Genomic DNA, 23,570 nt, shown 5'->3' with positions numbered 1-23,570 from the left:
TCAATTCGTTCCGAACCGGAAGCAGGCTTGATTGACAAGGCAAAAGTCCTAGTTATCCACAAGGTTATTCAGTGAATCTGTGGATAACTTTGACGGCTGGCGTTTTATCCACTGCCGCAGCGCATACCTTAGTCACAAGCCGCCAGAGGCTGGCGGAATGCGCCCCGCAGCCCAAGCTCTGCGGCTTTTGCCTATGATGGACGGCTCGTACCCCTTTCGCGCAGAATGCGCCACTCATCGAGGAAACGAACATGGCTTATCACATTGCAGTTGTCGTCGGCAGCCTGCGGCGCGAGTCGTTCAATCGCCAACTCGCGCAAGCGGTGATTTCGCTCGTTCCGGCAGACTTCACTTTCGAATTCATCGAGATCGGCACGTTGCCGCTCTACAGCCAGGATTACGACGCCGACTATCCGGAGGCAGGCAAGCAGTTGAAGCAGCGGGTGGAAGCCGCCGATGGCCTGCTATTCGTCACCCCGGAGTACAACCGTTCGATCCCCGGCGTGTTGAAGAACGCGCTCGACTGGGGTTCGCGGCCTTGGGGAACGAATTCGTGGGGTAACAAACCGGGCGCGGTCATCGGCACGTCGCTTGGCGCGACCGGGACGGCGCTGGCGCAGCAGCATCTGCGCAATATGCTCGCCTATCTCGATGTCGCGACGTTGGCGCAGCCCGAAGTCTTCATCAAGCACGACGCCGCCGTGATCAACGAGAAAGGCGAGATTCTGAACGACGGCACCCGCAAATTTCTGCAGGGATTCGTCGACCGCTACGTTGCGTGGGTCAAGCGACACGCCGCCTGAGCGGTTGCCCGGCGCGTGTCGCCCATCCTGCCGTCTGGTCCTCAGACGTGGTGATGGCCCGTCACGCGCTCCCAACCGTGGCGAACGGCCAGCTTGAAGCGTTCCCACGTGCTGTCGGGCGAGGTGGTTTCCCAGTGACGGCGAGCTTCCGGTTCGACGTCTTCCCAGTGCAAGTCCCGATAACGCGTGTCGTGGCCAATCTCAGCGCCATAACGGTAGGCCGGCACGTAGTCCTCGTAGCGGGAACTCTCCTGCGCGTATTGCTCGTCGAAATGCGAGCGGAAGTCTTCCTCGTATTCCAGATATTCGTTTGGAATGGTCGCGCTCGCGTGACTCACGGGCTCGCCCGCGTTGGGTACGACTTCAGTCGGTTGCATCACCGCACCCGAGCCCGGCATCGAACCAACGGCGATCGGGCTGCGACCGACATCGTCCACTAACGGATCCACCACCGGACCGCCGACCGGATCGGTCAGCGGGCGCTCGGCCAGCGGGGGCGGGACGAACGGTTCGGCATCGGTGTTGCCCGGCGGCGGCGAATAAACAGGATCGATGACGGGGTCGACGCGGGGATCAACCGTAGTAACAGGCCGCGTCGTCGCCGTCGTGGACGTCGTGACACCCGAGGTCGTCACGCTCGACGAATAAGGCGTGCCCGACGCCACCGCGCCTATGCCAAGCTCATCCAGAATCGAGTGGTCGCGCGAAGCCGGCGTGGCCGGGTCGAGCTCCGGCGCCCGCTCGCCGATATCGGTCGCGCCCAGACGGGCAAACGTGCTGCGCGCGAGTTCCGCGTGCGATTCGCTGGCCGCATGCACGCAGACCAGTACCGCGCCGCGCCGCACGGCTTCGGCGTAACGGGCCGTGTCGGGCGGCCGTGGGCCGCTCGCGAACAGGCTGGCGAGGAAGCGTTCGATGTTCGCCAGCATGCCGGCGCCGGCGACTTCGGTAGCAGCAGCGCCGACGCTCGGCTCGGCGTTCGTCTGCAATTCGATGGTTTCGCGGGCAAAGCCAGTGTGCACGAGGGTGTCGCGCGCGGCTTCGGCGTCAGTGTAGGTATCGAATAACCCGATCACGGTGTGTTGCATGGCTGTCTCCCGACGTATCTGGGCGGATGGACGGAGCTGAAAGCCCCGCCCGGCTTGTTCCTGCTCGTGACGTCATGCCGCAACGATCGTGCCGCGGTCTTCGCGGAGGCCACACAGATGGCGACCGGGCCCGCTGCACCGTGTATCCAGGTACGCCGCGCATGGAGAGCAGATGGCGCGCGTTTTTACAAACGCGCGATGAACCCGGGACAAAGCCGGCTGGCCGCGGTTCGACCCGGAGCTTTGGCCTGTCCGCTACGACTCCCGCTGCCTGGCCGGGTCGCCGCCGCTTTGCGCCAGATCGCGCTGAACGCCTTGCAGCAGTTTGTCCAGCAACGCGATATCGAAGGGTTTGGAGAGCACACGGACATCCGCCTGCCGGGCGCGGTCGAGTTCTTCGGCGTAACCGGTGACGAGGATGACCGGCAGCCGCGGATCCAGTTCGTGGATCGCCTCAGCCAGATCGATGCCGTTCATCGAGCCGGGCATATGGATGTCGGAAAGCACGAGGTCGAACGGCCGCGCCGCGCCGCATCGCGCATCGCGAAAAGTGAGCGACGGTTGGTCCTGTGCCGCGTCGAACAAACGCAGCGCGATGTCGGCATTGAGCACGCGGGTGACCTGGTGGCCCATCATCTGCAGCAGCGCTTCGGTGCCGGCGGCGACTTCTTCGTTGTCCTCGACCAGCAGAATGCGCAGGCCCGGCGTCGCCGCGCGATTCTCGCCAGGCGCCGACGCCGGCGCGGGCTCGACGACTTCCGGCAACGCTGCCGAGCGCGGCAGGTAAAGCCGCACCGAAGTGCCCGCGCCGACCGCGCTGTCGATCGCCGCGAGCCCGCCCGAGCGCTCGCAGAAGGCGAACACCTGAGGCAGGCCGAGGCCGGTGCCCATGCCCGTCGGCTTGGTCGTGAAAAGCGGCTCGAAAGCGCGGGCCAGCACTTCGGGCGCCATACCGGTGCCGGTGTCTTCGAGCGAAATCTGCACGAACTCGCCGGTCAGCGGAAAACCGTCCTGGGCACGAAACTCCAGCCGGGTGGCGCGCACCGTGAAGCGTCCGCCGGCCGGCATCGCGTCGCGCGCATTCACCGCGATATTGATCAACGCGAGTTCGAGTTCGGCCTCGTCGACGCGCACCGGCCAGATATCGGCGGCCACGTCGATCACCAGCGCGATGCGCGTGCCGAGCGACGAAGCCAGCAACTCGCGACACGCCGGCAGCCAGCGGTCGAGCGCGAGCGTCTCGTTGCGCAACGGTTGCTTGCGCGCAACCCCGAGCAGTTGCCGGGTGAGCGCCTGGCCGCTTTTGAGGGCGCGCTCCATCGCCGACAACTCGCGCTCGAAGCCCGCCACGCCGCGATGCCGGACAATCTGCACGTTGGCCGAGACGATCATCAGCAGGTTGTTGAAGTCGTGCGCGACGCTGCCGACCAGCGTGCCGAGCGCCTCCATCTTGCGGGATTGCCGGTACGCGGACTCGATCGAGCGGCGCATCGACGCTTCGGCCTGCCAGCGCGCCCACGCTTCTTCCTCGGCGCCGAGCCGTCGCAGCGACAGCCAGATCACGCACCACAGCGCGATGGACGGCGTGAAAAGCGACAGGATCAGCACGCTCAGGTGCCGATACCAACCAGCCCAGATGGCCGACGCGCTATAGCTGCACAGCACGTAGACGGGATACGCGCCGACGTGACGGAACGCCACGATCAGACGCTCGCTCTGGCCGTCGCCGTCGTCGTCCGCCTGCATCTCCACGACGCCGGTGTGACGGCCTTGCCGTAGCGCTTCGGCAAACGACGAGTGCGGCGGCATGGTCTCCGGTTCGCGCGGCATGTGCGGATAGTGCGCGAGCACCGCGCCGTCTTCGCGCACGAGACTGATGCTCATCGGCGAGACGTCGCCGCCGCCCAGCAGTTCGCGGTAGAAGGCGGCGAAGTAGTTGGGCCGCAGCGCAACGGTCACCACGCCGGCAAACGCGCCGTCGGGCGCGTGCCGCGCCACGCCCATGTTGAACACCTGTTCCCCGGCCACATGCCCGGTCATCACCTTCGACACGTGGTCGAGGTCGCGGCCGTCGCGCACACCGGTGAAATCCGCGCGATCGACGATGGACACCGCCGGCACGGGAAAGAAGCGGCTGCTCGCCAGCAGCGCGCCGCCGCTGCCGAAGATCGACACCGCCGCGACTTGCGGATAACCGCCGCCCATCAGGCGCAGCTTGTCGTGAATGGCCGCCTCGCCGGCGCGGATGTCGCCGTCGCTCAGGCCTTGCGTGAGATCGACGATGCGCGCGTCGAGCGTTTCGTTCATGTCGAACACTTTCAGCGCATGTTCTTCGGCGACGCGCACGGTGCGCAGCGTGATGTCGGTGGCTTCTGCTTCGCGCGTGCGCAGATCGCTCGCCGACATGACGACCACGTACAGGAACGGCAGCACGACGGCGGCGGCCAGCAGCGCAATGAGCGTGACGCGGCGGACCTGGAAGTTCTGTTCCGGCACGACCGGAAACGGCGCGGCCTGCTGCGGGTCGTCGCCGTGACGGCTGGGCTCAGCGGGGTTGAACCGGTCGGGTGTCATGGTCGCTCATACCAGTCGGTTTGGAACAAACGGACGGAAACCGGGAAGCAGTGGTGGGTGCAAGCGGAAGCATACAGCGTGACGGTACAAGTTACCGCGCTCATTGCATCGCGTGTGAGATTTCGACCGGCTGAAATCAGTGACAAATCGCCGGGCGCAAACGTACACAAAAGCAGAAACGCGGAGAAATCTCCCGTTTGTGCGAGAGAACGACTCGAAAGACCGGGTGAACTGGAAATTCATCGCCATGAACCGGAATTTGTCGGGTTGCCTTTCCGTGCAATTGATTTGAGAATCGCCCCCATCGGAAAATATGCGCCCTTCATTTTCGGGGCCCATTTGCCGCCAGGGCAGCCCGACCACGCCTACCGCACGAACAGGCTCTCAGCGCAGGCTCCGTTTCCGCCTCTCATAGCCGGCGCCCGGCGGACAGCCCGGCGCGCTAAAGAAACGACTGCGCCGCGCCGTTAATCCGCATAAATTCATTTCGCATAATCGACCGCCCCATGTCTTTGCCCATTGTGATCGCCGACGATTCGCTGCTTGCCCGCAAGGTGCTGACCAAGGCATTGCCGCCGGACTGGGAGGTCGACGTGTCGTACGCGTCGAACGGACGCGAAGCGCTCGGCCTGTATCGCGAGGGCCGGGCGTCGGTCATGTTCCTCGATCTGACGATGCCGGACATGACCGGCTACCAGGTGCTGGAGGCGCTCCAGCATGAGGATTTGAACACCTTCGTGATCGTCGTCTCCGCCGATGTTCAGCCGATGGCGCAGTCGCGCGTGCGCGCGCTCGGGGCGATGGCGTTCGTCGCGAAGCCGGTGACGCCCGAGGCGCTACTCCCCATCCTCAAGGAGTACGGGTTGTATGTCTGAGCCAGTGCTGAACGAAGATCAGCGCGACGCGCTGCAGGAGGTCGCCAATCTGGCGATGGGCCAGGCCGCCACGCGTCTCGCGCGGCTGCTCGACGCGTTCATCGAACTATCGGTGCCGCGCGTGAAGGTGGTGGCGGTCGCCGAGGCGGCCGCGGCGTTGCGCGAGATGACCGGCATCGAGGATACGGTGAGCGCGGTGCGCCAGGGTTTCCGCTCCGACATCAAGGGCGAAGCGCTGGTGATCTGCCGCAGCGACAGCATCGAAGAACTCTGCGCGCTCGTGAGCGACCCGTATGCGAGTTCCGCTTACGAAGCGGTCAGCCAGCAGGAATTGATGTTCGACGTCGCCAACGTGCTGACCGGCGCCTGCGTATCGTCGATTCTCGATCAGCTCGGCCGCACGCCGGTGTTTTCGGCGCCGGGTCTGCTCGGCGCGGCGCTGACGCTCGACGAGGTGTTCCAGCCCGGCGTGCTGCAATGGGAAGTTGCGCTGCTCGTCGAAGTGAATTTCGCGCTGGAAGACCACAGCTTCCGCGCCCACCTCGTGATGCTGATGGCCGAAGAATCGATCCGCCAGATGAACGGCGCGCTCGACGCGCTGCTGTCCAGCCTATGACGCTGTCCGCCGTTTCGTTGAGCGACCTGGTGGTCGAGCGGGTCGGCTTCGGTCTGTTCGTGCTCGACCGCGACATGACCGTGCTGATGTGGAATCGCTTCATGCAGGACCACAGCGGTTTGACCGCGGAGCAGGTGGTCGGTCAGTCGCTCTTCACGCACTTTCCCGAACTGCCGCGCGTGTGGCTGTCGCGCAAGATCGAAAGCGTATTCCAGCTGGGCAGCTTTGCATTCAGCTCGTGGGAACAGCGCCCGTATCTGTTCAAGTTCGATCACGACCGGCCGATTACCGGCGGCGTGGACTTCATGCAGCAGGACTGCACCTTCATGCCGCTCGTGCGCGATCGCGAGGTGGTGGCCGTGTGCGTGACGATCTCCGATGTGACGCACGTCAGCATCGTGCAGCGCGAGCGCGAGGAAGCGGTCGCCAAGCTGCAGGAGTTCGCCAATCTCGACGGCCTGACGGGCATCGCCAACCGCCGTTTCTTCGAAGCGCGGCTGCGCGACGAATACACGCGCTGGCAGCGCTACGGCGGCGAGATGTCGGTGCTGCTGTTCGATCTCGATCACTTCAAGACCATCAACGATCAGTTTGGCCACGGCGTCGGCGACACGGTGCTGCGCGTGATGGCGCAGCGCGTCGCCGGCGTGGTGCGCGCGCAGGACACGTTCGGGCGGTTCGGCGGCGAGGAATTCGCGTTGCTGCTGCCGTGCACGCCGCTCGAGGACGCGATGCGCGTCGCCGAGAAAATCCGCTGCACGATTGCGGATACACCGATCGACGTGCAGGGCCGCAGCGTGCCGGTCACCGCGAGCGTCGGCGGCGCGGCTGCGCGCAAGGGCGTGCCCGCCTACGACGTGCTGATCAACGAAGCCGACGCGGCGCTTTACAGCGCGAAGCGGCAAGGGCGCAACTGCTCGGTGGCGTTCGTCTAGGCTCCGGGCGGGGCGCGGGCGCCGCAAGACAGCGGCCTCTTACAAACGTTGATATACTTTTCGCCGTTTCCGGCCTGCCTGCCGGGTGTTTCGCGCCTGTTCGCGCGCGCCGGCCGCCGGTCCCAAGCGGCCCTCAGGGGTCGTGGCAAATCCTGACGGATTCCGGGTCGCATCCAACTTCATGAACGCCTTTCAGCGGGCGCCTCCAGCGGAGATCGTCTTGGCTGTTTCCAATATCACCGTGGACGATACAGAAGTCGACGCCGCTGCCGCTACGTCCGGCAGCTCGTTCTACCTCGCCATGCGCATCCTGCCGGCCGCGCAGCGCGATGCCATGTATCAGGTCTACGCTTTCTGCCGCGCCGTCGACGATATCGCCGACAGCAACCTGCCGCGCGCCGAACGCGCCGCCGGGCTCGAGCGCTGGCGTACGGACATCGACGCCTGCTATGCCGGCGCACCGCGCGCTTCGCTGCGCGCGCTCACGCGACACATTCACACCTTCCACCTGCAACGCGACGACTTCCACGCGATGATCGACGGCATGGCCATGGACGCGGCCGCCGACATCTGCGGCCCGGACGAAGCCACGCTCGACCTGTATTGCGACCGCGTCGCGAGCGCCGCGGGCCGTCTGTCGGTGAGGATATTCGGGATGCAGGAAGAGCCCGGCCGTCTGCTCGCGCACCATCTGGGCCGCGCGCTGCAACTCACCAACATCCTGCGCGATATCGACGAAGACGCCGATATCGACCGTTGTTATCTTCCGCGCGAATTGCTCGCGCGGGAGGGCATCGCGGTGTCGAACCCGCACCAGATCGCCGCCGAACCGGCGCTGCCGCGCGTCTGCGCGACGCTCGCCGAACGCGCCCAACGCCACTTCGCCGAAGCCGACGCGATCATGGACCGCGAGCCGCGCGCCCAGGTGCGCGCGCCGCGCATCATGTCGGGCGTCTACCGCGTGCTGCTCGAGCGCACGCTCGAGCGCGGCTTCGACCTGCCGCGTACGAAGGTCGACAAGCCGCGTTTGCGTCTGCTGTGGATCGTCGCGCGCTACGCGTTCTTCTGAGCTTCTGAGCTGATGAAGAAGCTCGTCCACGTGGTCGGCGCAGGTCTTGCCGGCCTCGCCGCCGCCGTGCAGTTGCAGCGGCGCGGCGCGCAGGTCGTGCTGCACGACGCGGCGGTTTACGCGGGCGGGCGATGCCGCTCGTACTACGACAGCCGGCTCGGCGCGACCATCGACAGCGGCAATCACATGGTGCTGTCCGGCAACGCCGCGACGATGAACTACCTGCGTGCAATCGGCGCGGTCGACGAACTGGTCGGCCCGGATCAGCCCGAGTTTCCGTTCGTCGACCTGGCGACGCTCGCGCGCTGGACCGTACGGGTCTCGCCCGGCCATCTGCCGTGGTGGATTTTCGATGCGGCTGCGCGCGTGCCGAACACCGGTCCCGCCGATTACCTCGCGCTCGTGCCGCTGCTGTTCGCGCGGCCGGGCCGGAGTGTCGGCGAGACCATGCGTTGCAGCGGCGCGTTGTGGGACCGGCTGCTGCGGCCGCTGTTTCACGCGTTGCTGAATGTCGGACCACGCGAAGCGTCGGCGGAACTGACCGGCGCCATGCTGCGCGAGACTTTGCTGGCAGGCGGCCTCGCATGCCGGCCGCTGGTGGCGCGCAACGGGCTCGGCAGTGCTTTCGTCGATCCGGCGCTGCGGCTGTTGCAGCACGGCGGCGCAGCGATCCAGCTCGGCTCGCGGCTGAACGACATCGTGTTCAGCACGGACAACACGCGGGTGCAGGCGCTGCGTTTCGCCAACGAACACGTCGCGCTGGCGCCGAATCAGGCGGTGCTGCTGGCCGTGCCGCCCGAGGTCGCGCCGACCCTCGTTCCGGGCCTGCGTGCGCCGAACCGGTTTGCCGCGGTCGCGCATGCTCATTTTGCCGTCGAGCCGCCGCTCGGCTTGCCGCCCATCACGGGCCTGCTGAACGGCACCGCCGGCTGGCTGTTTGCCACCGATGGCCGTTTGTCCGTCACGGTGAACGCGGCCGAGCGCGTACTCGACATGCCGCGCGACGAGCTCGCGCGCACGCTGTGGGCCGAGGTAGCGCGCGCCGTGAATCTGCCGGTCGACCCGCTGCCGGCCTGGCAGGTCGTGCTGGAAAAACACGCGACCTTCGCGGCGCTGCCGGATCAGGACACGTTGCGTCCCGGCACGCGCACGCGCTGGAACAATTTGACGCTCGCGGGCGACTGGACGGCCACCGGCCTGCCCGCGACGATCGAAGGGGCGATCCGCTCCGGCCAGAAGGCCGCGGACCTGCTACTGAATCAACCGATGGAACGCCGATGAACGACTTCTCTCAAGACCCGCAACTGGATGCCGCGGCGCCTGCCGTGCTACCCGAGCTGGCGCATCTGACGCTCGATTTGCCGGCGAGCGCCGCCGTGCCCCCGGCTTCGCAGGCTGCAACGCAAGACCCCGCGCTCGACGCCGTCGTCACCCGCGCGACCGACGCGATTCTCGCCGCGCAGCAGGCGGACGGCCACTGGGTCTACGAACTCGAAGCCGACGCGACCATTCCCGCCGAATACGTGCTGCTGGTCCACTATCTCGGCGAAACGCCGAACCTCGAACTGGAACAGAAGATCGGCCGCTACCTGCGCCGCATCCAGCTCGCGAACGGCGGCTGGCCGCTCTTCACTGACGGCGCACTCGACATCAGCGCCAGCGTGAAGGCCTACTTCGCGCTGAAGATGATCGGCGACCCGGTCGATGCCGAGCACATGGTCCGCGCGCGCGACGCGATCCTCGGGCATGGCGGCGCGGAAAACGTCAATGTGTTCACGCGTATCCTGCTGGCGCTGTTCGGCGTTGTGTCATGGCGCGCGGTGCCGATGATGCCAGTCGAAATCACGCTGCTGCCGCAGTGGTTCCCGTTCCATCTGTCGAAGGTGTCGTACTGGGCGCGCACGGTCATCGTGCCTTTGCTCGTGTTGAATGCGAAGCGGCCGCTGGCGCGCAATCCGCGTCGCGTGCGGATCGACGAGCTGTTCCGCGGTGCGCCGGTCAACACCGGCATGAACGAGCGGGCGCCGCATCAGCACGCCGGCTGGTTCACCTTCTTCCGCGGCGTGGACGTGTTGCTGCGCGCGGTCGACGGGCTGTTCCCGCAAGCCACGCGCGAGCGCGCGGTGCGCGAAGCCGTGCGTTTCGTCGACGAACGGCTGAACGGCGAAGACGGCCTCGGCGCGATTTTCCCAGCCATGGCCAACTCGGTGATGATGTACGACGTGCTCGGCTATCCCGCCGATCACCCGAACCGCGCGATCGCGCGCCGGTCCATCGACAAGCTGCTGGTGATCAAGGACGACGAGGCGTACTGCCAGCCGTGTCTGTCGCCGGTGTGGGACACCTCGCTGGTCGCGCACGCGTTGCTCGAAACCGGCGAGGCGCATGCCGAGCAGGCCGCTGAACGCGGTCTCGCGTGGTTGCGTCCTTTGCAGATTCTCGACGTGCGCGGCGACTGGATCTCGCGCCGTCCGACGGTGCGTCCCGGCGGCTGGGCGTTTCAGTACAACAACGCGCATTACCCCGACGTCGACGATACGGCAGTGGTGGCGATGGCCATGCAGCGCTCGGCGGATCTCACGCACTCCGACGTGGACCGCGACGCGATTGCGCGCGCGCGCGAATGGGTGGTCGGGATGCAGAGCAGCGACGGCGGCTGGGGTGCGTTCGAACCGGAAAACACCCAGTACTACCTGAACAACATCCCGTTCTCGGATCACGGCGCGTTGCTCGATCCGCCGACGGCTGACGTGTCGGGCCGTTGTCTGTCGATGCTCGCGCAACTCGGCGAGCTGCCGCAGAACAGCGCGCCGGCCCAGCGCGCGCTCGACTACATGCTCAAGGAGCAGGAGCCGGACGGCAGCTGGTACGGCCGGTGGGGCCTGAATTACGTGTACGGCACGTGGACCGCACTGTGTTCGCTGAACGCCGCGGGCATGCCGCACGACGACCCGCGCATCCAGCGCGCGGTGCAGTGGCTGCTGTCTATCCAGAATCAGGACGGCGGCTGGGGCGAAGGCGGCGAGAGCTACAAGCTCGACTATCGCGGCTACGAGCGCGCGCCAAGCACCGCGTCGCAAACCGCGTGGGCGTTGTTGGGGCTGATGGCCGCCGGCGCGGTCGATCACGAGGCGGTGGCGCGTGGCATTGCGTATCTACAGCGGGAACAGCGCGAGCATGGACTGTGGGACGAGACGCGATTCACGGCGACCGGCTTTCCGCGCGTGTTCTATCTGCGCTATCACGGCTATCGCAAGTTCTTCCCGTTGTGGGCGCTCGCGCGCTACCGCAATCTGACGCGCGCCGGCACGACGCGCGTCACGGTCGGGATGTAACGGATGTCGTCCGGAATTGCGCCGACCGCGGCCGGCGGTCGCAGCACCCGGCCGGTGATCGTCGTGACGGGCATGGCGTTCGAAGCGCGCATCGCGCGCGGCGACGGCGTCGAAGTGGTCTATGCGGCGCGCGCCGATCTGCTGGAGCGCGCGCTCAGCGCGGTGGTAGCGCGCGGCTGCGCGGGCATCGTCAGCTTCGGTACGGCGGGCGGCCTCGCACCCGATCTGGAGCCGGGCGCGCTGATTATCGCGGACGCGGTCGACGGGCCGTTCGGACGATTGCCGACCGATCCGGCATGGGCCGACCGGCTGGCCGCGGCGATGAGCGGCCAGCCGGTCGGGGCGCGTCTGCGGCGCGGTTCGATGGCGGCGGTCACGGCGCCGCTCATCAGCGCGGACGACAAGCGCGCGTTGCACGGCTCGACCGGCGCGCTGGCGGTGGATATGGAGTCGCACATCGCGGGCGCGACGGCAGCCGCGCATGGCGTGCCGTTCGCCGTGTGCCGCACGATTGTCGATCCGGCGTGGCGGACTCTACCGTCCGCCGCGACAGCCGGCTTGCAGGACGACGGCAGTACCGCGCTCGGGCCGATTTTGCGGGAATTGCTGCGCCAGCCGTCGCAGCTTCGCGGACTGATTCAGGTGGCCTTCGACGCCCGCGCGGCGCGCACGACGCTGGTTAAGGCCCGCCACGCAATGACGCTGGCGGACGCGCTCCGTTTGTAATTCAGCCCTTATTGAAAAACTAGGGAAAACCCTTATCTCTGGTAAACTGTCAGTGTTAACCCTAGGTCGGCGGCTTCGCTACCGGCTTTCGGTGCCATCAAGCACGGAGTACCAGATGAATTTTCATACGAGAAAGTGGGTCAAGCCCGAAGACCTCAACCCGAACGGCACATTGTTCGGCGGTAGCCTGCTGCGCTGGATCGATGAGGAAGCGGCCATTTACGCCATCTGCCAGATGGACAATCAACGGGTCGTCACCAAGTTCATGTCGGAGATCAATTTTGTCAGCTCGGCACGTCAGGGCGACATCATCGAACTGGGCATGACCGCCACGCATTTTGGGCGGACCTCCATCACGCTGCGCTGCGCAGTGCGCAACAAGATCACCCGTAAAAGCATTCTGACTGTCGAGAAAATGGTGTTCGTGAATCTCGACGAACACGGCGAGCCGGCGCCGCATGGCCGCACGCAAATCCGTTACGCCGACGAAGCGTTCAACCGTTATCGCGAAGATTCGCGGCCGGTGCCGCAAGGCCCCGCAGCGGTGGAAGAAGAGTTGGTGGTGACGCGAGGCGAAGTCGACAGCCTGCATTGAGTGGGATGGTTCGAAGCGGAGCGCCGTTCCGGCGCTTCCGCCTTTCTTCCGAGTTTTACTGCGCAGCCGGCGCCACAGGCGCAGCCGCGCCCGGCGTAGTGCTAGCCGGGGCCGCCGCTGACGCCGGGGTATCGCCCGGGTCCGCATAGTTAGGCAGTCCCGCCGGCGCTGCCGTGGTGCTTCCCGGGGCTGCCGCGGGCGCACCGGTGGCGCCGTCGCCCGGATCGTCGTAATTCGGCAAGCCGGAGCCGGCCGCGCCCTTCGGCGTCGCAGCTCCCGCGCCATTCCCATCCTGATCGTCGTAATCCGGCAGCGGCGCGGCATTACCGTTCGAGCCGCGCAGACGGGCCTGACGCTGCTGCGTATACGCGTCGCGCACGAACGAATACTTGTCGAGCGCCGCCTGCTGCAGCAGGTCCGTCGCGCCCAGCAGATCGGAGCGCACGCTGACGAACTGCAGCACGTACAGCGGGTTACGCACCGCCGGTTCCATGTAGTTCAGCGGATTGAATTTCACGTCCACGATCAGTCCCATGCTGTCGCGCACCGTGCTCGGGCCGAACAGCGGCAACACGAGATACGGACCCGAAGGCACGCCCCAGTGGCCGAGCGTCAGACCGAAGTCCTGATGATGCTTCGGCAGCCCGGCCGGCGTCGCCCAGTCGATCAGGCCGCCCAGACCGAACGTCGAGTTGAAGGCGAAGCGCACGATATCTTCGGTCGCGTCGGTGATCTTCAGTTGCAGCAGCGCATTTGCGGCGTTGTTCAGGTCGCCGAGATTGGAGAAGAAGTTGCTGACGGCGGTGCGCAGCGGCTGCGGCGTCACCTTCTGATAACCCTTCGCAACCGGCACGGCCACGTATTGGTCGAGCCCGTCGTTGAACCTGAACACGACCCGGTTCACCGGTTCGAACGGATCGCCGGGTTTTCGGTCGGGGCCGGTGGCGCAGCCGGAGATCAGCCCGGTCGCGGTGAGCGCCAGCACGGTGGTACGCAGCTTCATGCTTCAATTCCCTTGTTTTTCTCGCGACGTGCGCGCGGCTTGCCCATCAATACCGGTTGGAATACGACTGCGCCGATCAGCGTGCAAAGCAGCGACAGCGCCAGCAGACGTCCCATGCTGGCCGTCCCCGGATGGTGCGATAGCCACAGGCTGCCGAACGCCGTCGCCGTGGTCGCCGCGCTGAACAGCACGGCGTGAGTGAGACTCGATTGCAGCAGGCCGGTTTGCCCGTTGCGCCAGGCCATCACGAAGTAAATCTTGAAGGCCACGCCGACGCCGAGCATCAACGGCAGCGCAATGATATTCGCGAAGTTCAGCGGCATGCCGAACACCACGCACAATTCCAGTGTCACCAGCGCCGAGACCAGCAGCGGCACCAGCGTGCGCAGGACGTCGCCGAGGCGCCGCAACGCGATCCACAACAGGATGGCGATCGACAGCAGCGCATAACCCGCCGCTTGCAGGAACGCCTTGATGATCGTATCGGCCGAATGCAGGATCGAGATCGGTCCGCCGATCGCGCCCGGTTCCGCCTTTTTCACCGCGTGGGCGAAGCGGGCGAGCATCGCGTCGTCGTTCGGATCGGTGCCGGGTTTAACCTTCGGTGCGATGTCGACCAGCGCCCGGCCGTCTTTCGCGACCCAGCCTTTGGCGATATCGGCAGGCAGGTTCTCGCGCGTAATCTCGCCCGGTTGCAGCAGATCGGCCAACTGCTTCAACGCGATCCGCAGCGGTTCCGACATCGCGGTTTCGGCGCGATCGCGCGTGGCGGCATTCGCGGTGGCCAGCTTTTGCAGCGTCGTCGAGAGATGCTTCGCCTCGGCCGCGCCCGGTCCCGGATGATCGTCCGCCGCCAGCGCGAGCTGGTTGGCCGCGCGCTTCAGCGTATCGACCCGCACGGCGTCGGTCGCGGCCGGCGCGCCGGCCTGCTGCAGCGCCGGCAACAGTTGCTGCGCGGCGCTGGCCACGAGCATCAGCTTCTGATGCTGTTCGGTGGGAACGTAGGTGTCGAGCGTCGTAACGCGGCCGACTTCCGGCAATGTGCGCAAACGCGCGGCCATCTGATCGGCAGCGGCCAGCGACGGCGCGAGCACATGCACGTTGTTCACCGCGGCTTGCGGCGAATCCTTTAGCGAGAGCAGCGTTTCCATCGACTCCGTATGCGGGTCCTTCAGGTGCAGCGGGTTGAAGTCGAAGCGCAGATGGAACAGCAAAGGCGTAGCGCCGATCACGACGATCAGCGTGCCGATCAGCACCGGCTTGCGGTGCCGGGCGAGAAAATCGTCGACGGGCGCCAGTTGCCTGAAGCCGGGCGAAGCAGCTTCGCCCGGCGGGTTGAACACTTTCAGCAGCGCGGGCAACAGCGTCATGTTGGTCAGATAGGCGACGAACATGCCGACGCCCGCAATCTCGCCCAACTCCGACACACCGCGATAAGCGGTCGGCAGAAACGAGAAGAAGCTGAGCGCGACCGCGACGGCCGCGAGCGTCAGCGGCACGCCGATGCTATGTGCGGTGTGCGCGAGCGCGGCCGAGAGCCGGTCGTCGCGGTTGCGCTCTTCGCGATATTTCACGCCGAACTGCAAGCCGAAGTCGACGCCGAGCCCGACGAACAGCACCATGAACGCGACCGAAATCATGTTGAGCGCGCCGACCATCAGAAGACCGAGCGCTGCCGTAATCGCCAGCCCGACGAACAGCGTAATGAAGACCGCGGCGATCATGCGCCCCGAGCGCAGCGCGAGCCACAAAATGATCAGCACGACGACGATCGTGCCGATGCCGTTGAGCGCGGCGCCGTCCTTGACGGAGGCGAACTCTTCGTCGGCGAGCGGCTGTTCGCCGGTCAGCCGCACGCTGGCGCCGTAACGCGCATCGAGATGCAGCGACGCGGCCGTATTGCGGATCGCCTGCGTCGCGCTCGCGCCTGGCTCCAGCACGTCGTAATTCACCACGGGCTGCACGATCACAAACGCACGCGCCGGATTGCTCGCCGTGCTCCTGTCCACCAGCGAGCGCCACGAAAACACCGCGGGCTGACCGGCCAGCACGCGGTCGAGCGTGTCCGCGCTTTGCGACAGCAGATGGCTCATGTCGGCGAGCTTCACCTGACCGAGCTGCAGCGGCAGCAGCAGACTCGTCGTGAGCGTGCTGGCGAGACCGGTCAAACTCGGGTCGTGGGCGAGGGCGTTGACCAGCGGGCGCGACTGCACCAGCTGCGAGGTGGTCGACAGCACTTCATCGGTGGAAGGGAACAGCAGGCCGTTGTGATCGAAGAACGCGCCGCCGGTGGGCTGCGAGACGGCGACGAACTCTTTCGAGTCGGCTTTGAGCGCGGCCGTCAGCGCGTTGGCGGCGGCATCGGCGAATTCCGGCGCGTGCGCTTCGACCACGACCAGCACGGTCTGGCCGCGATCCGGGAAGGCGTCGTCCATTGCGTGTTCGAGCCCGGACCACTGCGCGTCCGTTTCGATGAGACGGCTGATATCCGTATTGATCTTGAAGTGATGCGCGACATAGAAGCCGCTCAGCACCGCGAGCACGAGCGAGAGCAGGATGATCCGCAGCGGATGGCGCACCGAATAGGCGACGAGACGGACGATAGATGACTTCAGCATGTAGGCGGACTGGGCCTTATCACGGGGTGAGTTGTTCGGGAAAGTGCACAAGTATACAGAGACGGACGATCCCGCTCGTGTTCCCTGGCAAACGCAGCGCGTGGCGGGACCAATCGGGACGAACCCCGGGCACAACCCGGAGACCAGCAGGGCCCAACCCGGGCGGGAACGCAATCCCGATATACTGGTCTATTGTGCTTTCGCCGACGGACCCGCAAACGGGCTTTACCGAGCATGGGCTTGCAGGTAGCGTCGGCGCTGACTTTTCTCAGATCCTGGCGAGCGTATGAAACGTTATCTGTCTGCTTTTGTAGTAGCGGCCGTGGTGTCCACGGCGGCGTATGCGCAGAGTGCCCCCGATGCGGTGGTCAAGAGTGCGGTGGAAGGCACGGTCGCCGCGATGAAAGCCGATCCGCAAGCGCGCGGCGGCGATATGGCAAAAATCACGCAGCTGGTGGAAACCCGCTTCCTGCCGGCCACCGACTTCCAGCGCACCACGCGCATCGCAGTGGGTAAGGCATGGAGCACCGCGACACCCGAGCAGCAGAAGCAGCTCTACGACCAGTTCACACTGCTGCTGGTTCGCACATACGCCGCTTCGCTGTCGCAACTGCGCGATCAGGACGTGAAGTTCAAGTTCTTGCCGGCTAACGTGCCCGCCGGCGCCAAGGACGCCGTCGTGCAATCGCATGTGATGAGCAACGGCGGCGACGACGCAATCGATTACCGCATGACCCGCAGCGCCACCGGCTGGAAGGTCTACGACATCAACATGATGGGCGCGTGGCTGATTCAGGTTTATCAGACGCAGTTCGCCGACCAGTTGAACAAAGGCGGCGTCGACGGGCTGATCAAGTTTCTGACCGCTCATAACGCACGCAGCGCGGGCTGAGTCTTCCTCGCTGGTCCCACATGCCCCATGAAAAAAGCGCGCTGGCCGAAAGGCTAGCGCGCTTTTTATCGTCAGCGTGCAGAAATCAGGTCAGTGGACCGAAGCCGTCTGAACCTTCTTGCCCTTACCCGTGCGGCCGATTTCCTCGAGCTTGATCTCGACGTGACGCGAGAACACGTATTCGGCGGGACGTTGCTTGTCCAACGGAATGTCTTCCGTGAACGCGCCGGTCGTCTTCGGACCGCGCAGGCTCACCTTCAGCGCCTTCAGCGGATGCGCGACCGTATCCATCACGGCCGTCGCTTCGAAGCCGCAGTGGACCATGCAGTCCGCGCACTTCTCGTAGTTACCCGTGCCGTACTTGTCCCACTCCGTCGTGTCCATCAGTTCCTTGAAGGTCTTCACATAGCCTTCGCCGACCAGATAGCACGGCTTCTGCCAGCCGAACACCGTACGCGCCGGATTGCCCCAGGGCGTGCATTCATACGTCTGATTGCCGGCCAGGAAGTCGAGGAACATGGCCGACTGGCTGAACGACCAGTTCTTGCCGTTGTTGCCGCGCTTGAAAATTTCGCGGAACAGATGCTTGGTCTTGTCGCGGTTCAGGAAGTGCTGCTGATCCGGCGCGCGTTCGTACGCATAACCCGGCGACACGGTAATACCGTCGACGCCCATTTCCTTGACCGAGTCGAAGAATTTGGCCACGCGCTCCGGCACGGCGTCGTTGAACAGCGTGCAGTTGATGTTCACGCGGAAACCACGGCGCTTCGCTTCCTTGATCGCGGCAACGGCCTTCACGTACACGCCTTCCTGCGACACCGAATGGTCGTGCGCCTGTTCGTCTCCGTCCAGATGCACCGACCAGACGAAGTACGGATTCGGCTGGTAGTCGTCCATTTTCTTTTCCATCAGCAGCGCATTCGTGCACAGGTACACGAACTTCTTGCGCGCGATGATGCCCTTGACGATTTGCGGCATTTCCTTGTGCAGCAGCGGCTCGCCACCAGCGATCGAGACCACCGGCGCGCCGCATTCGTCGACGGCGCCAAGACATTCTTCCAGCGACAGACGCTGGTTCAGGATGGGATCGGGATAATCGATCTTGCCGCAGCCATTGCAGGCAAGGTTGCAGCGGAACAGCGGTTCCAGCATCAAGGCGAGCGGGTAGCGCTTATTGCCAGACAGATGCTGACGCATGATGTATGCGCCGACCCGGACTTTCTGTAGCAGCGGAATAGACAAGACGTCCTCCTTAAACTTCGCGTGCAGCGAGTGGTTGCATCAGTTTCGACGGCAACTTGAATTCGACTTTTTCTTCACGGCCCGCCATCGTCGTGACATCGACGGGCCCCAATGCGCTCAGCGCATCGATTACGTTTCTGACCATTTCTTCCGGTGCCGAAGCACCGGCCGTGACGCCGACCGTTTGCGCATTGGCAAACCACTCCGGCTTCACTTCCGAACCGTCGGCGACGAGGTAGCTCGCCACGCCGCTTTCGCTGCCGATTTCGCGCAGCCGGTTCGAGTTCGAACTATTGGTGGCGCCCACCACCAGCAGCACGTCGACCTCTTTGCTCAGTTCCCGCACGGCAGCCTGACGATTTTGCGTGGCGTAGCAGATGTCGCGCGTATCGGGTCCGACGATGTTGGTGAAGCGGCGCAGCAGCGCATCGATAATGCCACGCGTATCGTCCACCGACAGCGTAGTTTGCGTCACATACGCGAGCGGCGTGTCGAGCGGCAGGTCCAGATGGGCGACTTCGGCTTCGCTTTGCACCAGCAATACCTTGCCGGGAATCTGACCGATGGTGCCTTCCACTTCCGGATGCCCGGCGTGACCGATAAGAATCAGCGTGCGGCCCGCGGCGACATATTGCCGGCCTTGCACGTGGACCTTGGTGACCAGCGGACAGGTGGCGTCGAGTATATCGAGGCCGCGCTGTTCCGCATCGCGCTCGACGGTTTGCGCCACACCGTGCGCGCTGAAAATGGCGACGGCGCCGTGCGGCACTTCATCGAGTTCTTCGACGAAACGCGCGCCTTTCGCACGCAGATTGTCGACCACGTGACGATTGTGGACGATCTCGTGGCGCACATACACGGGCGCGCCGTGTTGCTGTAGCGCGCGATCGACAATCTCGATTGCACGGACAACGCCCGCACAAAAGCCGCGGGGCTGGGCAAGGATGACTCGCATAAATGGGCGAACTCCGACTGACGCGGGCTGTGAAGAAGTCGGTAACTGTGACTCGATCGCCGCGATCATCTATCTATTTAGTTGACGTCTTGAGCCCCGGCGTCGGGCCGGTACAGCAAAACCAAACGCGCATTCTAACGCTATCAGCCGGGCTTTGCTTTGAGGGGGCCGGCTGGTGGCCCGACTCACCGGCTACGAGTGCCACCTACGCTCCGTGAAGGCCTCCCGATTGCGCCCGCGTGCAGATGGCAATGATTACACGCTGCGCCGCTTTATCGGAACCCTTAAACTACGCGGTCCTGCGGCGCCCGTTGGCGCCCACATTACAGAAAGGTTTCGAGGCTCGCTGGATGGACGTCGATCAACACGAATACTTTCCGGTGCCGAAGGTCTTGCTGCCGAAGGCGCTGCGCGCGCCGGTCGACATAATTTATCAGGTTGTGCGCACGGCCGCCGATCTGGCCGACCAGGGCGACTGGAGCGCGGCCGAGCGCGATGCGCGTCTCGCCGATTTCCGCGCCGGGCTCGACGCCGTGGCCGGGCGGCGCGCGGCGCCGGTCCATGCGCTCCTATTCGGCAAGCTCGCCGGCGTGGTGGCGCAATACAAGCTGCCGCTCGCGCCGTTCTACGATCTGCTCGACGGCTGCGCGCACGATATCGATACGCACCGTTACCCGGACCGCGCCGCGCTCCTCGACTATTGCCGCCACTCGGCGAATCCGGTTGGGCATCTGATGCTGCATCTCGTGAAGGCGGCCACGCCGCGCAATCTCGCCGATGCCGATGCGATCTGCACCGCGTCGCAACTCATCAGTTTCTGGCTGGACGTGTCGGCCGACTGGAAAAACGATCGCCTGTATCTGCCGCTGGCCGATCTGCAGCGCTTCGGCGTGACCGAGGCGCAAATCGCCAAAGGCACGGTCGACGATGCCTGGCGTGCGCTGATGGCGCACGAGGTGGACTTCGTGCGGGCGACGCTGGTGCGTGGTGCGCCGCTCGCGTTGCGCATTCCCGGGCGTCTCGGTATCGAATTGTGCGGGGCCGTGCACGGCGGTCTGCGCTTTCTCGAACGGATCGAAAAAGCCGGTTACGACGTGTTTCGCGAGCGCCCGGTGCTCAATACGTTCGACTGGTGCGTCGTGGCGGCGCGCACGCTGATGATGCGGCTCTCGCGCCGGGTCGGCGTGGCGGCGCGTTCAATCGAAGGGAATGCCTGATGGTCGTCGTTCTGTTTCTGCTCTCCTGTGTTTCGCTGCTGATCTGGGCCGTCCTGCTGTTCGCGCGCGGCGGCTTCTGGCGTGCGCGTCCCGCCGCGCCGCTCGCGGTGACGCCGCGCGACGCCTGGCCGGCGGTCGCGGCCGTGGTGCCGGCGCGCAATGAAGCCGACGTGATCGCCGCGGCGGTGACCACGTTGCTGCAGCAGGACTATGCGGGCAACTTCCACGTGATCGTGGTCGACGACCACAGCACCGACGGCACCGCCGAGGCCGCGCGCGCTGCCGCGTTGCAGTTGCAGTGTCCCGACCGGCTCACGGTGCTCACCGCGAAGCCGTTGCCGACGGGCTGGTCCGGCAAGGTGTGGGCGCAGTCGCAAGGCATCGAAGCCGTGCGCACGCTCGGCCTGCCCGCCGACTTTCTGCTGCTGACCGACGCGGACATCGGTCATCCGGCGGACGCCGTCGCGCAACTGGTGATCCGCGCCCAGGCGGAGCAGCGCGACCTGGTTTCGCTGATGGTCCGGCTGCGTTGCGATTCGTTCTGGGAAAAGGCGCTGATTCCGGCTTTCGTGTTCTTCTTCGCCAAGCTGTATCCGTTCGCATGGGTCAACAATCCGCGCAATCGCACGGCGGCGGCGGCGGGCGGTTGCATGCTGGTGCGGCGCAGTGCGCTGGAAGAAGCGGGCGGCATCGAGTCGATCCGCGCCGAACTGATCGACGATTGCAGTCTCGCCGCGCGCATCAAGCATCGCGGCACGGGACGTCATCCGATCCGGCTGGATGTGGCGGCGCGCAGCGTGTCGCTGCGTCCGTACGATAGCTGGCGCGAGATCTGGAACATGATTGCGCGGACCGCGTTCACGCAATTGCACTACTCGCCGCTGCTGCTGGCCGGAACGCTGGTGGGCATGGCGATCATTTATCTTTTGCCGCCGCTTGCCGCGCTGGTGCTCGGCCCGACCGGCTGGCCCGCATGGCTTGCATGGGCGGCGATGTGCTGCGCGTATGCGCCAATGCTGAGCTATTACCGCCGTTCGCCGTTGTGGGCGCCGTTTCTGCCGCTGGTGGCGCTGTTCTATGTCGGCGCGACGTTTGCGTCGGCGGTGCGTTACTGGCGCGGCAAGGGCGGGCAGTGGAAGGCGCGCGTGCAGGCGCCGGTGCAGGACCGCTGACCTGCGTGATGCAGGCGATAGTGCGGGAACGGTTCGAAAAAAACGGCGCTTCGTTCGAAGCGCCGTTTTTTTGTTCATCAGCCTTTGGTGAGCATCATGTAAAGCTGAATGACCATATCGGGTGAGAACGAGAACGGCACCCAGCCGTGCCCGGTGTGCCGCATGACCAGCAGACGGTCGCCGTTCGACTGTTTCTGCACCGCCATGACCGGATTTTTCGTGGAGACGAAACGCCAGCCCGGTGGAATGCCAGGCGCCACCTCCGGCGTCATCGACGCGCGGGCGTTCGACAACTGCTCGATCAACTCGCTGATCTGCTCGGGACGCAGCGCGACGGTCTGGCCGCCGATCGTCAACGTAATGCCGTCCTTGATAGGGCGATTGATTTCGAGCGTGGGTTGCAGCGCCGGCGCGGATGGCGCGGCCTCGGCGGACTCTTTGGCCTCCGCGGGTACCGCGGCATCCACCGCAGCGGCGACCGCCGTTTCGGACGCATCGGACGCAACGGACGCATCGGACGCGACAGACGTTTCAGAAGGAGTTTGTTCGGCCTGCTGCGGGGCCACGACAGCCTGGATGAGCTGATCGACGCCCACTTCCAGCGCGCCGAGCTGTTCGTGAAGATTCATGCGAGGTTTCTCTGGTAAGACCCGCGATTTTACCTGCTGCACGTGGGCTTTTACCCGCTGCAAACACCGTGACGTTGTAACAAAATGCTGGTTGGCCGCGAATTAGCCTTTCAGATAACCCGCCTGCCTGAACCAGTCGAGCGCATCGCGCAAGCCCTCGCGATACGGCCGCGCACGAAAACCCAGTTCGCGTTCCGCCTTCGCCGACGTGAAGTACATTTTGTTTCGCGACATCTTCAGCGCATCGACGGTCAGGAATGGCTCGCGCTTCGTGACCTTGGCGACGGCCTCCGCGCCCATCGCCAGCGGATAGAGCGGCCAGCGCGGCAGACTGAGCGTGGGCGCCTTGCGGCCCGTCAGCGCGGCGATATCCGCGAGCATCTGCTGCAAAGGCAGATTTTCGCCGCCGAGAATATAGCGCTCGCCGATCTTGCCGCGCTCCAGCGCCAGGAAGTGGCCGGCCGCGACGTCGTCCACGTGCACGAGGTTCAGGCCCGTATCCACGAAGGCCGGAATCTTGCCGAGCGCCGCTTCGACGATGATGCGGCCGGTCGGCGTCGGCTTCACGTCGCGCGGACCGATCGGCGTGGACGGGTTGACGATGACCGCCGGCAGACCGTTTTCGGCGATCATGCGTTCCACCGCGCGCTCGGCGAGCACCTTGCTGCGTTTGTAGACGCCGATGGCCTGATCGGCCTTGACCGGCGAAGTCTCGTCCGCCGACGCGCCCGAGTGCGTGACTTTCAGCGTGGCCACGCTGCTCGTATACACGATCCGCTCGACGCCTTCATGCAAGGCCGCGCGCATGGTCGCTTCGGTGCCCTCCAGATTCGCGCGTTCGATGTCGAGCGGATCGGGCGCCCACAGTCGATAATCGGCGGCCACGTGAAAGAGATAGCGCACACCGCGCAGCGCGTTGCGCATCGACGCTTCGTCGCGCATGTCGCCCACGACGATTTCCGCGTCGAGCGCTTCGACGTTCTTGCGCGGGCTGCTTGCGCGCACCAGCACCCGGACCTTGAAACCTTTCTCCAGCGCGATGCGCGCCACCGACGAGCCCACGAAGCCGGACGCGCCGGTTACGAGCACGAGATCGCGATTCTGTTCGGACATTCTGTTGATTCCCTGCGTGACAGTCGCCGGATTGTACGTGGCGCGCGCGTGAACGGCACCCCGGACACTGCAAGCTCGCCGCGACCCGACTAGAATGCCCGCTTGAAAGAATG

General features: G+C 65.2%; 20 protein-coding genes. 12 read left to right on the top strand and 8 right to left on the bottom strand.

Annotated elements, in window-relative coordinates:
• The first annotated feature begins 251 nt into the window (after positions 1–251).
• Positions 252–803 carry an NADPH-dependent FMN reductase gene (locus FQ746_RS27960; protein ID WP_144113034.1) on the top strand — a complete coding sequence of 184 codons (552 nt, stop codon included), beginning with the start codon at positions 252–254 and terminating at the stop codon, positions 801–803.
• A gap of 41 nt (positions 804–844) precedes the next feature.
• Here the strand turns inward: FQ746_RS27960 and FQ746_RS27955 are convergent, their stop codons facing one another.
• Together FQ746_RS27955 and FQ746_RS27950 are read right to left on the bottom strand one after the other, a co-directional pair.
• The gene (locus tag FQ746_RS27955) at positions 845–1,891 is read right to left on the bottom strand and encodes a hypothetical protein (RefSeq protein WP_144113033.1); all 1,047 of its coding nucleotides are present in this window, start codon (positions 1,889–1,891) and stop codon (positions 845–847) included.
• Between the two features lie 255 nt (positions 1,892–2,146).
• Positions 2,147–4,465: a hybrid sensor histidine kinase/response regulator gene (locus FQ746_RS27950; protein WP_144113032.1), complete on the bottom strand. Its 2,319-nt coding sequence runs from the start codon at positions 4,463–4,465 to the stop codon at positions 2,147–2,149.
• A 506-nt stretch (positions 4,466–4,971) separates the two neighbouring features.
• Between FQ746_RS27950 and FQ746_RS27945 the strand changes: the two genes are divergently transcribed.
• The 8 genes from FQ746_RS27945 to FQ746_RS27910 all read left to right on the top strand — a co-directional run bounded on the left by FQ746_RS27945 (position 4,972) and on the right by FQ746_RS27910 (position 12,616).
• Positions 4,972–5,340, top strand: a complete 369-nt coding sequence (locus FQ746_RS27945) for a response regulator (protein ID WP_144113031.1) — start codon at positions 4,972–4,974, stop codon at positions 5,338–5,340.
• Positions 5,333–5,956, top strand: coding sequence for a chemotaxis protein CheC (locus FQ746_RS27940; protein WP_144113030.1), 624 nt, complete (start codon positions 5,333–5,335; stop codon positions 5,954–5,956). The genes FQ746_RS27945 and FQ746_RS27940 overlap by 8 nt, the downstream gene beginning before the upstream one ends.
• Positions 5,953–6,891 carry a diguanylate cyclase gene (locus tag FQ746_RS27935; protein ID WP_144113029.1) on the top strand — a complete coding sequence of 313 codons (939 nt, stop codon included), beginning with the start codon at positions 5,953–5,955 and terminating at the stop codon, positions 6,889–6,891. Before FQ746_RS27940 ends, FQ746_RS27935 begins: the two co-directional genes overlap by 4 nt.
• Positions 6,892–7,111: 220 nt before the next feature.
• A complete protein-coding gene (hpnD, locus tag FQ746_RS27930) occupies positions 7,112–7,960 on the top strand; it encodes a presqualene diphosphate synthase HpnD (protein WP_144113028.1) in 849 nt (282 codons plus the stop codon).
• A 12-nt stretch (positions 7,961–7,972) separates the two neighbouring features.
• Positions 7,973–9,241, top strand: coding sequence for a hydroxysqualene dehydroxylase HpnE (hpnE, locus tag FQ746_RS27925; protein ID WP_144113027.1), 1,269 nt, complete (start codon positions 7,973–7,975; stop codon positions 9,239–9,241).
• Complete coding sequence (gene shc / locus FQ746_RS27920; RefSeq protein WP_144113026.1) at positions 9,238–11,295, top strand: squalene--hopene cyclase; 2,058 nt, start codon at positions 9,238–9,240, stop codon at positions 11,293–11,295. The genes hpnE and shc overlap by 4 nt, the downstream gene beginning before the upstream one ends.
• 3 nt (positions 11,296–11,298) lie before the next feature.
• A complete protein-coding gene (locus FQ746_RS27915) occupies positions 11,299–12,021 on the top strand; it encodes a phosphorylase (protein ID WP_144113025.1) in 723 nt (240 codons plus the stop codon).
• Positions 12,022–12,136: 115 nt separating this feature from the next.
• Entirely contained in the window at positions 12,137–12,616 is a 480-nt protein-coding gene (locus tag FQ746_RS27910) for an acyl-CoA thioesterase (RefSeq protein WP_144113024.1), read from the top strand.
• Between the two features lie 55 nt (positions 12,617–12,671).
• Here the strand turns inward: FQ746_RS27910 and FQ746_RS27905 are convergent, their stop codons facing one another.
• The gene (locus FQ746_RS27905) at positions 12,672–13,619 is read right to left on the bottom strand and encodes a VacJ family lipoprotein (RefSeq protein WP_144113023.1); all 948 of its coding nucleotides are present in this window, start codon (positions 13,617–13,619) and stop codon (positions 12,672–12,674) included.
• Positions 13,616–16,237 (bottom strand): MMPL family transporter, encoded by a 2,622-nt coding sequence (locus tag FQ746_RS27900; RefSeq protein ID WP_144113022.1) that lies wholly within the window; start codon positions 16,235–16,237, stop codon positions 13,616–13,618. The genes FQ746_RS27905 and FQ746_RS27900 overlap by 4 nt, the downstream gene beginning before the upstream one ends.
• A 286-nt stretch (positions 16,238–16,523) precedes the next feature.
• Here FQ746_RS27900 and FQ746_RS27895 point away from each other — a divergent pair, with 286 nt between their 5' ends.
• Positions 16,524–17,129, top strand: a complete 606-nt coding sequence (locus tag FQ746_RS27895) for a phospholipid-binding protein MlaC (RefSeq protein ID WP_144113021.1) — start codon at positions 16,524–16,526, stop codon at positions 17,127–17,129.
• A gap of 90 nt (positions 17,130–17,219) precedes the next feature.
• On the opposite strand, the gene hpnH is transcribed toward FQ746_RS27895, so the two are convergent.
• The gene (hpnH, locus tag FQ746_RS27890) at positions 17,220–18,371 is read right to left on the bottom strand and encodes an adenosyl-hopene transferase HpnH (RefSeq protein ID WP_144113020.1); all 1,152 of its coding nucleotides are present in this window, start codon (positions 18,369–18,371) and stop codon (positions 17,220–17,222) included.
• Between the two features lie 10 nt (positions 18,372–18,381).
• Positions 18,382–19,326: a 4-hydroxy-3-methylbut-2-enyl diphosphate reductase gene (gene ispH / locus FQ746_RS27885; protein WP_144113019.1), complete on the bottom strand. Its 945-nt coding sequence runs from the start codon at positions 19,324–19,326 to the stop codon at positions 18,382–18,384.
• Positions 19,327–19,676: 350 nt separating this feature from the next.
• Here ispH and hpnC point away from each other — a divergent pair, with 350 nt between their 5' ends.
• Entirely contained in the window at positions 19,677–20,543 is an 867-nt protein-coding gene (gene hpnC, locus FQ746_RS27880) for a squalene synthase HpnC (RefSeq protein WP_144113018.1), read from the top strand.
• The gene (locus FQ746_RS27875; RefSeq protein WP_144113017.1) at positions 20,543–21,715 is read left to right on the top strand and encodes a glycosyltransferase; all 1,173 of its coding nucleotides are present in this window, start codon (positions 20,543–20,545) and stop codon (positions 21,713–21,715) included. Before hpnC ends, FQ746_RS27875 begins: the two co-directional genes overlap by 1 nt.
• Positions 21,716–21,792: 77 nt before the next feature.
• Here the strand turns inward: FQ746_RS27875 and FQ746_RS27870 are convergent, their stop codons facing one another.
• Both FQ746_RS27870 and hpnA read right to left on the bottom strand, forming a co-directional pair.
• Positions 21,793–22,344, bottom strand: a complete 552-nt coding sequence (locus tag FQ746_RS27870) for a hypothetical protein (protein ID WP_144113016.1) — start codon at positions 22,342–22,344, stop codon at positions 21,793–21,795.
• A gap of 102 nt (positions 22,345–22,446) precedes the next feature.
• Positions 22,447–23,457 (bottom strand): hopanoid-associated sugar epimerase, encoded by a 1,011-nt coding sequence (hpnA, locus tag FQ746_RS27865; RefSeq protein WP_144113015.1) that lies wholly within the window; start codon positions 23,455–23,457, stop codon positions 22,447–22,449.
• Between the last annotated feature and the right edge of the window lie 113 nt (positions 23,458–23,570).

Origin of the sequence: Paraburkholderia sp. BCC1886, from assembly GCF_900996245.1 — a bacterium.
In the GTDB taxonomy this organism is placed as follows: Bacteria; Pseudomonadota; Gammaproteobacteria; order Burkholderiales; family Burkholderiaceae; genus Paraburkholderia.
Note: the sequence above shows the minus strand (reverse complement) of the source record. Positions and strands in the feature narration are given on the sequence as shown.

What these genes read in the sequence shown, in the direction of transcription:
- FQ746_RS27960 (WP_144113034.1), top strand. Translation starts at nt 252, where the DNA reads ATGGCTTATCACATTGCAGTTGTCGTCGGCAGCCTGCGGCGCGAGTCG.
- FQ746_RS27905 (WP_144113023.1), bottom strand. Translation starts at nt 13,619, where the DNA reads ATGAAGCTGCGTACCACCGTGCTGGCGCTCACCGCGACCGGGCTGATC.
- FQ746_RS27895 (WP_144113021.1), top strand. Translation starts at nt 16,524, where the DNA reads ATGAAACGTTATCTGTCTGCTTTTGTAGTAGCGGCCGTGGTGTCCACG.
- FQ746_RS27910 (WP_144113024.1), top strand. Translation starts at nt 12,137, where the DNA reads ATGAATTTTCATACGAGAAAGTGGGTCAAGCCCGAAGACCTCAACCCG.
- hpnE (WP_144113027.1), top strand. Translation starts at nt 7,973, where the DNA reads ATGAAGAAGCTCGTCCACGTGGTCGGCGCAGGTCTTGCCGGCCTCGCC.
- hpnC (WP_144113018.1), top strand. Translation starts at nt 19,677, where the DNA reads ATGGACGTCGATCAACACGAATACTTTCCGGTGCCGAAGGTCTTGCTG.
- FQ746_RS27955 (WP_144113033.1), bottom strand. Translation starts at nt 1,891, where the DNA reads ATGCAACACACCGTGATCGGGTTATTCGATACCTACACTGACGCCGAA.
- FQ746_RS27875 (WP_144113017.1), top strand. Translation starts at nt 20,543, where the DNA reads ATGGTCGTCGTTCTGTTTCTGCTCTCCTGTGTTTCGCTGCTGATCTGG.
- FQ746_RS27935 (WP_144113029.1), top strand. Translation starts at nt 5,953, where the DNA reads ATGACGCTGTCCGCCGTTTCGTTGAGCGACCTGGTGGTCGAGCGGGTC.
- FQ746_RS27870 (WP_144113016.1), bottom strand. Translation starts at nt 22,344, where the DNA reads ATGAATCTTCACGAACAGCTCGGCGCGCTGGAAGTGGGCGTCGATCAG.
- FQ746_RS27945 (WP_144113031.1), top strand. Translation starts at nt 4,972, where the DNA reads ATGTCTTTGCCCATTGTGATCGCCGACGATTCGCTGCTTGCCCGCAAG.
- FQ746_RS27950 (WP_144113032.1), bottom strand. Translation starts at nt 4,465, where the DNA reads ATGACACCCGACCGGTTCAACCCCGCTGAGCCCAGCCGTCACGGCGAC.
- FQ746_RS27940 (WP_144113030.1), top strand. Translation starts at nt 5,333, where the DNA reads ATGTCTGAGCCAGTGCTGAACGAAGATCAGCGCGACGCGCTGCAGGAG.
- ispH (WP_144113019.1), bottom strand. Translation starts at nt 19,326, where the DNA reads ATGCGAGTCATCCTTGCCCAGCCCCGCGGCTTTTGTGCGGGCGTTGTC.
- hpnA (WP_144113015.1), bottom strand. Translation starts at nt 23,457, where the DNA reads ATGTCCGAACAGAATCGCGATCTCGTGCTCGTAACCGGCGCGTCCGGC.
- FQ746_RS27915 (WP_144113025.1), top strand. Translation starts at nt 11,299, where the DNA reads ATGTCGTCCGGAATTGCGCCGACCGCGGCCGGCGGTCGCAGCACCCGG.
- shc (WP_144113026.1), top strand. Translation starts at nt 9,238, where the DNA reads ATGAACGACTTCTCTCAAGACCCGCAACTGGATGCCGCGGCGCCTGCC.
- FQ746_RS27900 (WP_144113022.1), bottom strand. Translation starts at nt 16,237, where the DNA reads ATGCTGAAGTCATCTATCGTCCGTCTCGTCGCCTATTCGGTGCGCCAT.